This window comes from Pseudomonas sp. M20, assembly GCF_045037865.1.
Classification (GTDB): Bacteria; Pseudomonadota; Gammaproteobacteria; order Pseudomonadales; family Pseudomonadaceae; genus Aquipseudomonas.
Genome location: NZ_CP173611.1, coordinates 5,281,622 through 5,293,739, shown reverse-complemented (window position 1 = coordinate 5,293,739; position 12,118 = coordinate 5,281,622). Strand labels below are relative to the sequence as shown.

Sequence of the window (12,118 nt, the reverse complement as noted above, 5' to 3'; positions counted from 1 at the left end):
TCAACAGTGTCAGCAACAGCACCAGGCCGAAACCGATTCCCAGCTTGCGTTTGACGCTGACGTTTCCAAGACTCTCGGCTAACCAACGGTACATGCGACGACTCCCCGACCACTAATTGGACTTATGGAGAGGGTATCGGCCGAATGATGGCAATCTGTAACGCCATTTATCCGCCGGACCCGCACGGTATCAATGTAGGAGCTGCCGTAGGCTGCGATCTTTTGATCTTGCTTCTAAAAACAACATCAAAAGATCGCAGCCTGCGGCAGCTCCTACAGGGGAGCGGTGTTTGGTTAGAAGAGGCGGGCGAGGAGGGCGGTGACGGCGGTTTCGACGCGCAGGATGCGTTCGCCGAGTTGCACCGGTTGCAGGCCGGACTTGGCCAGCAGATCGATTTCGTAGGGAATCCAGCCGCCTTCAGGGCCGATGGCCAGCGTCACTGGTTCGCTGAGCGCGCGTGGGCACGGTGGATAGTTACCGGGATGGCCGACCAAACCGAGGGTGCCTTCGGTAATCGCCGGCAGCCGATCTTCAACGAACGGCTTGAAGCGCTTCTCGATGATGATTTCCGGCAGCACGGTATCGCGGGCCTGTTCGAGGCCGAGGATCAAATTTTCGCGAATCGCTGCAGGTTCAAGAAACGGCGTCTGCCAAAAGCTCTTCTCGACCCGATAGCTGTTGACCAGAATCACCTTGGACACGCCCATGGTCGCCACGGTCTGAAACACCCGGCGAAGCATCTTCGGCCGCGGCAGGGCGAGCACCAGGGTCAACGGCAGCTTGGCAGGTGGCGGCTGATCGAGGTTGACGCGCAGTTCGGCTTCACCCGCTTCCAGGCGCAGCAACTCGGCCGAACCCATCAACCCATCGATGCGCCCGACGCGCAGACTGTCACCGACTTCCGAACGATGAACTTCCTGCATGTGCGTCAGACGTCGATCACGCAGGACCACGCGGTCAGCCGCAATGAAATCGGCCTCTTCGAGCAACAGCAGGTTCATGCCTGGGTCGCTGGCGGCTGGTCGTTGTGGTCGTCGGCCGGGTTCTCGTCCGGACGTTCGCGCTTGCTGATCAAACCACCGAACAGAATGCCGATTTCAAACAGCATCCACATCGGCACGGCCAGCAGGGTTTGCGAGAAGATGTCCGGCGGCGTCAGGATCATGCCGACCACGAAGCAGCCGATGATCACGTACGGGCGGATCTTTTTCAGGTAGGCCACGTCGACCACGCCGATCCACACCAGCAGCACCACGGCCACCGGGATCTCGAACGCCACGCCGAAGGCGAAAAACAGCGTCATGACGAAGTCGAGGTAACTGGCGATGTCGGTCATCATTTCCACGCCGGCCGGGGTGGCAGCGGCGAAGAATTTGAAGATCAGCGGGAACACGAAGTAATAGGCGAACGCCATGCCGGTGTAGAACAACAGAATGCTCGACACCAGCAGCGGCACCGCGATGCGCTTCTCATGCTTGTACAGGCCCGGCGCGATAAAGCCCCAGATCTGATGCAGGATCACCGGGATCGCGAGGAACAGCGAGACCATCATCGTCAGCTTCAGCGGCGTCAGGAACGGCGACGACACGTCGGTAGCGATCATCGTCGCGCCGACCGGCAGGTATTGGCGCAGCGGCGTCGAGACGAAGGTGTAGATCTGCTGGGTGAACGCAAACAGCCCGGCGAAGATGATGAAGATCGCCGCCACACAACGCAGCAGGCGGGTGCGCAACTCGGTGAGGTGCGAAACCAGCGGCATGTGCTGGTCGTTTTCGGGGAGATCGCTCATGGGGCTCGCGGCGGCAGAGTAGGGTCTTGAGGCGCTGGTGTGATCGGCGCGGCGGTTGGCGCAACGTGTTCAACAGATTGTTCCACAGCGGCTGGCGCCGGCTCTGTCGGTGCTACAACGGCAGCGGGTGCCGGTGCTGGCGTAACAGGCGCGGTCGGCGCATGAATTGTCTGCTGACCTACATGCTCAACCGGCGTCGGCTCTTGCTGAACCGGCGTGAAAATCTTCCGCGCCTCCTGCTCCAGCGACAGAATGTGCTCGTTGTGCAGTTGCCGACGGATCTCGTCGGCGCCGATTTCACGTTCAACTTCCTGTTTGATCGCGTTGAAGCTGCGCTTCAGCCGGCCGACCCACAGGCCTGCGGTGCGTGCAGCGCCCGGCAGACGCTCGGGGCCCAGCACCAGCAGGGCGACGAGGCCGACGAGCAGCAGTTCAGAGAAGCTGATACCAAACATTAGTCAGTGCTCACACGTCTTTGCGGATCGGCTCTTCGACTTTCTGCGCCTGCACGTCAATGGTGTGCGGCGGGTTGGCCTGAGCGGTGGCTTGCGGCTGCACCGGTGGCACTGGCTGCGCAGGCGTCACGGTTGGATCAGCGGCCGGTTTTTCATCGTCGTTCATGGCTTTGCGGAAGCCCTTGATCGATTCGCCAACGTCGGTGCCGAGGTTTTTCAGTTTCTTGGTGCCGAACACCAGCACCACGACAACCAGAATGACGATCCAGTGTTTCCAGTCAAAAATGCCCATGTTGCTGTTCCTCTCTAAAAATTGTTCAGGCGGACGGACGCGAGGCTTTCTCGACGTGTCCGGACAGGCCGAAGCGACGATCCAGTTCATCCAGCACGGCCTGCGGATGCTGCCCCAGTTGAGCAAGCATGACCATGCTGTGGAACCACAGGTCGGCGGTCTCGTAGATCACGTCACTGCAGTCGCCGCTGATCGCAGCGTCCTTGGCGGCAATAATGGTTTCGACCGACTCTTCGCCGACTTTCTCCAGAATCTTGTTCAAACCCTTGTGATACAGACTAGCCACATACGAGCTGTCGGCGGCTGCGCCTTTGCGCTCTTCAAGTACCTGAGCGAGGCGGGTCAGGGTGTCACTCATGTTTGTGTCCTGCGGAATAGATAGCGTGCGGATCTTTCAGAACCGGGTCGACGGTTTTCCAGTCGCCGTTTTCGAAGACACGGTAAAAGCAGCTTTGACGGCCGGTATGGCAAGCGATGTCGCCGATCTGTTCAACCATCAGGATGATCACGTCGGCGTCACAGTCCAGACGCATTTCATGCAGCGTCTGTACATGGCCGGACTCTTCGCCCTTGCGCCACAGCTTGCCACGGGAACGTGACCAGTAGATGGCACGGTTTTCCGCAGCGGTCAGTTCGAGCGCTTCGCGGTTCATCCAAGCCATCATCAGTACGCGTCCGGTCTTGTGATCCTGGGCAATCGCCGGCACCAGGCCATCAGCGTCCCATTTGATCTCGTCCAGCCAGTTTTTCATCTTCAATTCCCGAAACGCAGCTACAAGCTTTGAGCTCCAAGCTGCAAGTAAGAGCAGATTGCGGTGTTCCAGTATCGTCAGGCTTGCAGCTCGCAGCTTATAACTTGCAGCTGATTCGTGCTATCGGCGAACGACCAGATACAAGCCGACGGCCACCATGATTCCGGCCGGCCAATGCCCCAATTCGTGCAGCGGGCCACCGATGGCGAGGATTACCCCGCCGGCCAGATGCGCGCAACCGAGCAGGCGCAGGAACCAGTCGTCCTTGCGTTTATGCCATGGCGGCGGTGGGTCGTAGGCGTGCGGTTGCGACATGCGTTCGAGCAGATCACGAGCCATGTTGGCCAAATGCGGCAGCTGTTCAAACTGGCTCTGCACGTTGCCCAGCAAGGCTTTCGGGCTGACGCGCTCGCGCATCCAGCGTTCGAGGAATGGCTGCGCGGTGTTCCACAGGTCCAGATCCGGATACAGCTGACGGCCAAGACCTTCGATGTTCAGCAGGGTCTTTTGCAGCAGCACCAGTTGCGGCTGCACTTCCATGTTGAAGCGCCGCGCGGTCTGGAACAGGCGCATCAGCACCTGGCCAAATGAAATATCTTTTAACGGTTTTTCGAAGATCGGTTCGCACACGGTACGGATCGCCGCTTCGAATTCGTTGAGTTTGGTTTCCGCCGGCACCCAGCCCGAATCAATGTGCAGTTGCGCCACGCGACGGTAGTCACGCTTGAAGAAGGCGAACAGATTGCGCGCCAGATAATCCTGGTCTTCCGGGGTCAGGCTGCCGACGATGCCGCAGTCGATCGCGATGTACTGCGGGCTCCACGGATTGACGGTGCTGACGAAGATGTTGCCTGGGTGCATGTCGGCATGGAAAAAGCTGTCGCGGAATACTTGGGTGAAGAAGATCTCCACGCCACGTTCGGCGAGCATTTTCATGTCGGTGCGCTGGTCGGCGAGGGTTGCCAGATCGGTGACCTGAATGCCGTAGATGCGTTCCATCACCAGCACTTTCGGCCGGCACCAGTCCCAATAGACTTGCGGTACATACAGCAGCGGCGAGCCTTCGAAGTTGCGCTTCAACTGGCTGGCGTTGGCCGCCTCGCGAAGCAGATCGAGTTCGTCGTAGATGGTTTTTTCGTAGTCCTGCACGACGTCGACCGGGTGCAGCAGACGCGCGTCGGCAGACAGTTTTTCAGCCGCGCGGGCAAGGATGAACAGCCACGCCAGATCCTGCGCAATGATCGGCTTCAGACCCGGGCGGATCACCTTCACCACGACTTCTTCGCCGGTTTTCAGCTGCGCGGCATGCACCTGCGCCACCGAAGCCGAAGCCAACGGTTCGACGTCAAAACGGCTGAACACGTCGCTGATCTTCTTGCCCAGTTGCTCCTCGATCAGCTTGATCGACAGCTGCGAATCGAACGGCGGCACGCGATCCTGCAAGCGCATCAGCTCATCGGCGATGTCTTCCGGCAGCAGGTCGCGGCGGGTCGAAAGAATCTGCCCGAACTTGATGAAAATCGGCCCGAGGTCCTGCAGCGCCAGGCGCAAACGCGCGCCCCGGCTCAGGTCCAGCGGCTTGCGCGGGAACCAGCGCCACGGCAGCACATAGCGCAGCGCCAGGAGAAACCAGGGCAGCGGCAGATCGAACAGCAGGTCATCGAGGCGGTAGCGGATCACGACAGACTGGATGCGCAGCAGACGGCGGACGGCGAGCAGCTTCATGCGTTATCGCTTGGGTCGAGGGATCGGGAAAGGCGCTCGAAACGCGCCTCGAGACGTTCCAGATCAAGTTTGATCCGGTCCAGTTCGCTAAACCGCGCTTCGGCTTCGCGCTGCCCGACGAGGGTGCGCGATTCTTCGGCAAGGTATTCGGCGAGGTTCTGGTTAAGGCTGGCAAATCCTTGTTGATACCAGCGCGCGCGGCTGCGCAGATGGCCACCGACCAGTTGCGTGGCGACCGGGCCGAGCCAGCGCGAGAGTTCGTACTCCCAGTCCAGCTCAAGATCCTGCAGCACACCGGCCAGTTCCAGCAGCACGCCGCTGTCGCCATCGAGTTCGACTTCCGGGGCGTGCAGCACCGCAGTCTTGTCTTTGCTCACGGCCAGTTTGATCAGGCTCGAGGCCGGCGCACGCAGGGTGCAGTCGACAGCGGTTTCCCAATGGGACGCCAGCATCAAACCTTCGTCGCTCGGCAGAATGAACAGTTGCAGCGCCGGGCTGCGGCAGTCGACGGCAATCACCTTGCCGGTCAAATGCGCCAGCCGTGGCAACGCCGTGCTGTCGAGACGCAGCACCCGGTTGAGGCCGAGTTCAACGCTGGCGAGCAGCCCGGTGAGCAACATCAGGGCTTGATGCCACGGTGCAGGGCGACGATGCCTGCGGTCATGTTGTGATAGGTCACGCGGTCGAAACCGGCGTCGACCATCATCGACTTCAGGGTTTCCTGATTCGGGTGCATGCGGATCGATTCGGCCAGATAGCGATAGCTTTCCGAGTCGTTGGTGATCAGCTTGCCCATCAGCGGCATGAAGGCGAACGAATAGGCATCGTAGGCTTTCGACATCAGCGCGTTGGTCGGCTTGGAGAATTCCAGCACCAACAAACGACCGCCGGGCTTGAGCACGCGCAGCATTGAGCGCAGGGCGTCTTCTTTGTGCGTCACGTTGCGCAGGCCGAAGGCGATGGTCACGCAATCGAAATGGTTGTCCGGGAACGGCAGTTTTTCTGCGTCCGCCTGAACGAATTCGACGTTGCCGGCAACACCCAGATCGAGCAGACGGTCACGACCGACCTTGAGCATCGATTCGTTGATGTCAGCCAATACCACCTGACCGGTCGGGCCGACCAGGTGCGAGAATTTTTTGGTCAGATCACCGGTACCGCCGGCGATGTCCAGCACGCGGTTACCGCTGCGCACGCCCGACAGTTCGATCGCAAAACGCTTCCACAGACGGTGCATGCCGCCCGACAGAAGGTCGTTCATCAGGTCGTACTTGGCGGCTACCGAGTGGAAAACCTCAGCGACTTTTTCCGCTTTCTGGCTTTCCGGAACGTTTTTGAAGCCGAAGTGAGTGGTGGGTTCGGCATCGCTGCCTTTGCGCTGATCAGTCATATCGCTGTCACCAAAAGAGAATGCGCGACATTCTAATCCCCAAGCCATGCTTTGTCTTGGAATGGCTAAAGGTAAGATGGGCAACCCTCGGGACGATTTGCCGCAGCGGCGGTCAAGATTTACCGACACATCTTTTTCGCCCCATTCAAAAAGCAGGAGTCAATCAATGGCCAAAATCACTGTTGAGCGTGCCCACAATCTGGGTAAGGAAGCTGCCCGCGAGAAGGCCGACAAGCTGGCGCAAAAACTCTCCGAGCAATATGGCCTGGAGCCGCAATGGTCCGGCGACACCCTGAACCTCAAGCGCTCGGGCGTGAAAGGCGCGGTGCATGTGGCGGACGATTCGATCAAGGTCGACGTTGAGCTGGGCCTGATGATGTCGGCCATGAGCGGCATGATCAAAGCCGAAATCGAAAAAGCCCTCGACAAAGCTTTGGTTTGAACATCAAAAGATCGCAACCTTCGGCAGCTCCTACAGACGTACACATTCCCCTGTAGGAGCTGCCGAAGGCTGCGATCTTTTCATTCAGGCACCACCGATTCATGTCAGTTGTTAGGGTGCCGTTTCTAATTTTTCTGCCTACTTTGTGCCTGAGCCCGACACTTTCCCGGGCAGTTCCTCAAACCTTCTGCGCGTGGGGTGCACCATGGCCAAAGTTATTTTGAAGAAAAAAATCGACGTTTCGACTTCTGCTCTGAGCGACGTCAAATCCTATGCCCGCAAGATCTGGCTGGCAGGCCTGGGTGCCTACGCCAAGGTCGGCCAAGAGGGCAGCGACTACTTTCAAGAGTTGATCAAAGCTGGTCAAACTGTTGAAAAGAAAGGCAAAAAAGCCGTCACCGAAAAACTCGAAGCGGCCAACGCCGAGATCGATGAAGCCAAGAGCGAAGTGAGTTCTTTCAAAGGTCGTGTCGAAGTTCAGCTCGACAAGGTCGAGAAGGCGTTCGACTCCCGCGTAGCAAGCGCCTTGAATCGTATCGGCATTCCGTCTAAACATGACGTTGAGACACTCTCTGCTAAGCTCGATGAGCTGACGGCATTGCTCGAACGCGTCGCGCGTAAATCTTAAGGAGAACGGGATGGCTGGTAAAAAGAACACCGATAAAGAAGGCAGCTCGTGGATCGGGAAAGTCGAAGACTACTCCCGCAAAATCTGGCTGGCTGGTTTAGGCGTGTACTCGAAGATCGACACTGACGGCAGCAAGCTCTTCGATACATTGGTCAAAGACGGCGAGAAAGCCGAGAAGCTCACCAAGTCCGCAGTCGGCAAAAAAGTCGATGCCGCCAAGGACTCCGCTTCTTCGGCCAAGTCGCGCATCAGCGGCGTGAAAGATCGCGCACTGGGCAAGTGGGACGAGCTGGAAGGGGCTTTCGACAAGCGCCTGAACAGCGCGATTTCGCGCCTCGGTGTACCGAGCCGCAATGAAGTCAAAGCACTCAACAGCAAGGTCGACACACTGACCAAACAGATCGAGAAACTCACCGGTCTGAAAGCCCAGCCTGTGGCGGCGAAAACCGCTGCGGCAAAACCGGCAGCGAAAACGGCTGCGGCCAAACCAGCGGCCAAGTCTGCTGCCAAGCCACTGGCCAAAGCGGCAGCTAAACCCGCGGCAAAAGCCGCGGCTAAACCGGCTGCGAAAACCGCTGCCGCCAAGCCCGCAGCCAAAGCTGCAGCCAAACCGGTTGCCGCCAAAGCCGCTGCCAAAACTGCAGCAAAACCTGCGGCCAAAACTGCAGCGAAACCAGCCGCCAAGCCAGCAGCGAAAACCGCTGCGGCCAAACCAGCTGCCAAGCCTGCGGCCAAACCGGCAGCAGCGAAGAAACCGGCAGTGAAAAAACCGGCCGCGCCGAAAGCCGCAGCGCCGAAGCCAGCAGCACCTGCTGCAGCCAGGCCGGCCACTCCGGCAGCCCCGGTGAGCGCGTCGAACTCCGCCGCGGCACCGACTCCGGCGGCTACCCCGACTGTTGCATCGACCCCGTCGACGCCAACCAGTCAGTCCTGATTCTTCAGGGCAAAACAAAACGCCCGGCCTGTGAAGGTCGGGCGTTTTTGTTTGTGCTTTTTAAAAGCTTACCCTCACCCCAGCCCTCTCCCGGAGGGAGAGGGAGCCGACCGCAATGTCTTGCGTCATGCATCGACCTGAAAAACCGAGTCGATTATGGATTCAACAGAGAAATTTCAGGTCGGCGTAGCTCATCAGCATCCCCGGATCAGTCCCCTCTCCCTCCGGGCGGTCCGACGTTTCGGGAGGGTTAGGGGGAGGGGTTTTTGATTCAGTCGTGATCTTCAAGGTACTGCAGGGCCATGCGTTCGGTGGCGACCTTAACCGGCGGCAGCAAGTGCGGCGCTACCAGCATCATGATCTGGTACACGACCAATCTCACCTCACCCTCCCGATCCAGAATCCGCTGATAATCCAGCGAAAACAGCAGCGTCATGGTGATCTGCTCCACCAACTGCCCCAACGCCTGCGTATCACTGACCAACTGCCCCCCAGCCTTCAACCGCGCCAGCAACGACGCTAGGGTGCGCTTCAACGCATTGAGCAGATGTCGAATGCCCTTGGCCAGTTTTGGCAGTCGTCCGGCGAGGTTCGACAGGTCCTGAAACAGAAAGCGATACTGCGCCAGCCGCTCGACGATCAAATGCAGAAACAGCCAGTAATCCTCAGGTGCCAGTTCCACATCCGCTGGCGGATCGAGCAGTGGCGCCAGTTCATTCTGGAAGCGTTCGAACAACCCGAGAATCAGCGGTTCCTTGCCGTGGAAGTGGTAGTAGAGATTGCCCGGGCTGATCCCCATTTCGTTGGCCACCTCCATGGTGGAAACGTTCGGCTCGCCCTTTTCGTTGAACAGTTGCAAAGCACATTCGAGAATCCGGTCGCGGGTTTTCATCCAGTCTTCTTAGAAAAGTTCGGTTAAGCGTCAGCGCACACGCACGTAAGTACCGGGCGCTGCCTCCATCGGTGGATAGTTCGGATTGCCGAGGGTGAACGAGGTTTCGTGCTGGGCGCCGGAGCGCTGTTGAATCCATTCCAGCCACTGCGGCCACCAACTGCCGTCGACGTGCTTGCCGTCGTAGTACCAGGCGCGCGGGTCGCTGCTCATCTTGCCGTTCTCGACGTACGCGGCTTTCGGGTTGCTTGGCGGGTTGAGAATGCTCTGCACATGGCCGCTGTTGGACAGCAAGAAACGCCGCTCGCCACCGAGCAGCAGGGTCGAGCGATACACCGCATCCCACGGTGTGATGTGGTCGTTCATGCCGGCGACGCTGAAGCTGTCGACGGTGACTTTCTGCAGATCGATCGGCGTGCCACAGACCTCAAGTCCACCCGGATGGGTCAGCGGGTTGTGCTTGAAGAAGTCCAGCAAGTCGCCGTGAAACGCGGCGGGCAGACGGGTGTTGTCGTTGTTCCAGTAGAGGATGTCGAAGGCCGGCGGCTCTTTGCCCAGCAGGTAGTTGTTGACGAAGTAGCTCCAGATCAGATCGTTGGGGCGCATCCAAGCGAAGACCTTGGCCATGTCGCGACCTTCGAGCACGCCTTTCTGATAGGAGCGACGCTTGGCCGCTTCGAGGGTTTGCTCATCGGCAAACAGCGTAGCCGAGGTTTCGATTTCGCTGTCGAGCAGGCTGACCAGATACGTCGCGCTGGAAACCCTTCGCAGCTGCCGCTTGGCCTGCAAATGCCCTTGCAGCGCGGCGATGGTCAGCCCGCCAGCGCAGGCGCCCATCAGGTTGACCTCGCGGGCGCCGGTGATCGCCCGGCAGATGTTCATCGCTTCTTCCACAGCCTCGACGTAGGTCGACAGGCCCCATTCGCGATGGCGCACATCCGGGTTGCGCCAACTGATCATGAACGTCTGCAAACCGTTTTTCAGGGCGTACTGGACGAAGCTGTTGTGCGGGCTCAGGTCGAAAATGTAGTACTTGTTGATTTGCGGCGGCACCACCAGCAGCGGCTTGGCGTACTGCTTTTCGCTCATCGGTTTGTACTGGATCAGTTCCAGCATCTCGTTGCGAAACACCACCGAGCCGGTGGTGGTGGCGACGGTTTTGCCGACCTCGAAAGCCTGTTTGGTCACCTGACGTGGCAAGCCGTCGTTGTGCAGCAGGTCATCGAACAAATGACTGAGACCGCGCACCAGGCTGTGCCCACCGGAGTTGAACAGCTCCTTGACCGCCAGTGGATTGAGCAGGGTGTTCGACGGCGCCACGGCGTCGTTGAGCAGGGTGAAGGCGAAGTGCGCACGAGCGCGATCGTCCGGGCTCATGTTGCTTTCATCGATCCAGCTTTTGACCTGCTTCTGCCAGGCCAGATAGGCCTGCAGGCTACGCCGGTAAAACGGGTTGAGGCTCCACGCCGGATCGGCGAAGCGGCTGTCGTTCGGATTGGTCGGGTGCAGAGTTTCGCCGAGCAGCACGCGGCCCAATTGGCCGCCGAGTTTCAAGGCATGCTTCGCACTGTGGATCGGGTTACGCAGGCCATGGGCTGCCACATTGCGCAAGGTCGAAATCAAATCCCGCCCACGCAGGCCGGTGATCGCACTTTGTGCGTTGATGAACACGGCGGGGCTGGGCACTACGCCCGTCGCTGGTTTGTCGCGCATGACTCAACACTCCTTCGTCTTCAGGCCAAAAACAAACTCACCGAACCAGAACACCATAGACGCTGTTGCGGGTTGTTGCCTGCGCGGCGTCCTGCCGCGCACTCTTTGCCAAAGGCCTGCATAAAGCCTGCCGCCGGGTTTAACCGCCGAGCGGTGTCGGATGCGGATGCATCACCGCGCGCTGACGTTCCTCCTGGAGGAATTTCATGATGATCGGCGCCACCGCTTCGGCGCGGGTAATCAGGAACAGATGACCGTCGTCGATGATGTGCAGTTGGGCGTTGGGAATGCGCCAGGCGAGCATGCGCATGTTGATCAGCGGGATCAGCGGATCGTCATCGCCGGCCAGCACCAGCGTCGGCTGATGGATCTTGTGCAGCCAGTGAATGCTGGTCCAGCCCAAGCCGGCGAACAGTTGCCAGTAGTAACCGAGCTTGCCCGCCGAACGCACTTTCGCGGCGTGGCTGGCCGCCAGCGTCGGGTCGCGACGGAACGAGCCGCCGTAGATCAGCGGGGCGATGCGGATCACATGGGACGGCTGGATGTAGCGCCGGGGACTGGCCATCATCCACAGCACTTTCGGTTTGCCCGGCACCATCACCGCACCGGCAGCGGTCGCCGCCAGCACCAGTTTCTTGCAGCGCTCGGGGTAGTCGTAGGCGAACTGCTGCGCGAGCGCGCCGCCCCACGACACGCCAATGACGTTGACCTGACCGTAGTCGAGGTAATCGAGCATGCGCGAGGTCAGCTTGGCCAGACCGGGAAAGCGATACGGCCGGTTCGGCGTCGAGGAACCGCCGACACCGGGCACGTCGAAGGCGATCACTTCCAGATCTGGATCCAGTGCCGCGACAAACGGAAACACCAGCTCCAGGTTGGCGCCGATGCCGTTGAAAATCAGCAAGGGCGTCAAGTGAGGCTTGCCGGGGCGTACCGCCGTGCGGAGGGTCTGGCCATCCAGATCGACGGTACGGAATATGAACGGTTGCGGCATGCGTCAGGCCCTGTGGATTTCAAGTACACCCCGCCCCCTGTGTAGTAGCTGCCGAAGGCTGCGATCTGTTGATCTTGATTTTAAAAACAGAATCAAAAGATCGCAGCCTGC

15 protein-coding genes are annotated in these 12,118 nt (G+C 59.5%); 3 read left to right on the top strand and 12 right to left on the bottom strand.

What is annotated here, in order from left to right; genetic code table 11:
• Nucleotides 1-294: 294 nt before the first annotated feature.
• From ACI514_RS23420 to ubiE, 9 genes are all read right to left on the bottom strand, one after another.
• Entirely contained in the window at nucleotides 295-1,002 is a 708-nt protein-coding gene (locus ACI514_RS23420) for a 16S rRNA (uracil(1498)-N(3))-methyltransferase (protein WP_405122466.1), read from the bottom strand.
• A complete protein-coding gene (tatC, locus tag ACI514_RS23415) occupies nucleotides 999-1,790 on the bottom strand; it encodes a twin-arginine translocase subunit TatC (protein WP_007909342.1) in 792 nt (263 codons plus the stop codon). Before tatC ends, ACI514_RS23420 begins: the two co-directional genes overlap by 4 nt.
• On the bottom strand, nucleotides 1,787-2,245 hold the full coding sequence (tatB, locus tag ACI514_RS23410) for a Sec-independent protein translocase protein TatB (protein ID WP_160055071.1): 459 nt from the start codon (nucleotides 2,243-2,245) through the stop codon (nucleotides 1,787-1,789). Before tatB ends, tatC begins: the two co-directional genes overlap by 4 nt.
• A 10-nt stretch (nucleotides 2,246-2,255) precedes the next feature.
• Complete coding sequence (locus ACI514_RS23405; protein WP_003220847.1) at nucleotides 2,256-2,537, bottom strand: twin-arginine translocase TatA/TatE family subunit; 282 nt, start codon at nucleotides 2,535-2,537, stop codon at nucleotides 2,256-2,258.
• A 25-nt stretch (nucleotides 2,538-2,562) separates the two neighbouring features.
• On the bottom strand, nucleotides 2,563-2,895 hold the full coding sequence (locus tag ACI514_RS23400) for a phosphoribosyl-ATP diphosphatase (RefSeq protein ID WP_003220849.1): 333 nt from the start codon (nucleotides 2,893-2,895) through the stop codon (nucleotides 2,563-2,565).
• Nucleotides 2,888-3,289, bottom strand: a complete 402-nt coding sequence (hisI, locus tag ACI514_RS23395) for a phosphoribosyl-AMP cyclohydrolase (protein WP_007909357.1) — start codon at nucleotides 3,287-3,289, stop codon at nucleotides 2,888-2,890. Before hisI ends, ACI514_RS23400 begins: the two co-directional genes overlap by 8 nt.
• Before the next feature lie 120 nt (nucleotides 3,290-3,409).
• A complete protein-coding gene (gene ubiB, locus ACI514_RS23390) occupies nucleotides 3,410-5,014 on the bottom strand; it encodes a ubiquinone biosynthesis regulatory protein kinase UbiB (RefSeq protein WP_150707963.1) in 1,605 nt (534 codons plus the stop codon).
• On the bottom strand, nucleotides 5,011-5,634 hold the full coding sequence (locus ACI514_RS23385; RefSeq protein ID WP_034152973.1) for an SCP2 domain-containing protein: 624 nt from the start codon (nucleotides 5,632-5,634) through the stop codon (nucleotides 5,011-5,013). The genes ubiB and ACI514_RS23385 overlap by 4 nt, the downstream gene beginning before the upstream one ends.
• Nucleotides 5,634-6,404, bottom strand: a complete 771-nt coding sequence (gene ubiE, locus ACI514_RS23380; protein WP_008080626.1) for a bifunctional demethylmenaquinone methyltransferase/2-methoxy-6-polyprenyl-1,4-benzoquinol methylase UbiE — start codon at nucleotides 6,402-6,404, stop codon at nucleotides 5,634-5,636. Before ubiE ends, ACI514_RS23385 begins: the two co-directional genes overlap by 1 nt.
• Before the next feature lie 166 nt (nucleotides 6,405-6,570).
• Between ubiE and ACI514_RS23375 the strand changes: the two genes are divergently transcribed.
• The 3 genes from ACI514_RS23375 (at nucleotide 6,571) to ACI514_RS23365 (ending at nucleotide 8,408) form a co-directional block, all read left to right on the top strand.
• Nucleotides 6,571-6,846 carry a polyhydroxyalkanoic acid system family protein gene (locus tag ACI514_RS23375; RefSeq protein ID WP_007909364.1) on the top strand — a complete coding sequence of 92 codons (276 nt, stop codon included), beginning with the start codon at nucleotides 6,571-6,573 and terminating at the stop codon, nucleotides 6,844-6,846.
• Nucleotides 6,847-7,051: 205 nt separating this feature from the next.
• Nucleotides 7,052-7,474 (top strand): phasin family protein, encoded by a 423-nt coding sequence (locus ACI514_RS23370; protein WP_095113427.1) that lies wholly within the window; start codon nucleotides 7,052-7,054, stop codon nucleotides 7,472-7,474.
• 10 nt (nucleotides 7,475-7,484) lie between these two features.
• Complete coding sequence (locus ACI514_RS23365; protein ID WP_160055077.1) at nucleotides 7,485-8,408, top strand: phasin family protein; 924 nt, start codon at nucleotides 7,485-7,487, stop codon at nucleotides 8,406-8,408.
• A 271-nt stretch (nucleotides 8,409-8,679) separates the two neighbouring features.
• On the opposite strand, the gene ACI514_RS23360 is transcribed toward ACI514_RS23365, so the two are convergent.
• The 3 genes from ACI514_RS23360 to phaZ form a co-directional block, all read right to left on the bottom strand.
• Complete coding sequence (locus tag ACI514_RS23360) at nucleotides 8,680-9,300, bottom strand: TetR/AcrR family transcriptional regulator (RefSeq protein WP_122855557.1); 621 nt, start codon at nucleotides 9,298-9,300, stop codon at nucleotides 8,680-8,682.
• A 30-nt stretch (nucleotides 9,301-9,330) separates the two neighbouring features.
• A complete protein-coding gene (gene phaC, locus ACI514_RS23355) occupies nucleotides 9,331-11,013 on the bottom strand; it encodes a class II poly(R)-hydroxyalkanoic acid synthase (RefSeq protein ID WP_160055080.1) in 1,683 nt (560 codons plus the stop codon).
• A gap of 139 nt (nucleotides 11,014-11,152) precedes the next feature.
• Nucleotides 11,153-12,007: a poly(3-hydroxyalkanoate) depolymerase gene (gene phaZ, locus ACI514_RS23350; protein WP_034152967.1), complete on the bottom strand. Its 855-nt coding sequence runs from the start codon at nucleotides 12,005-12,007 to the stop codon at nucleotides 11,153-11,155.
• Nucleotides 12,008-12,118 lie beyond the last annotated feature (111 nt).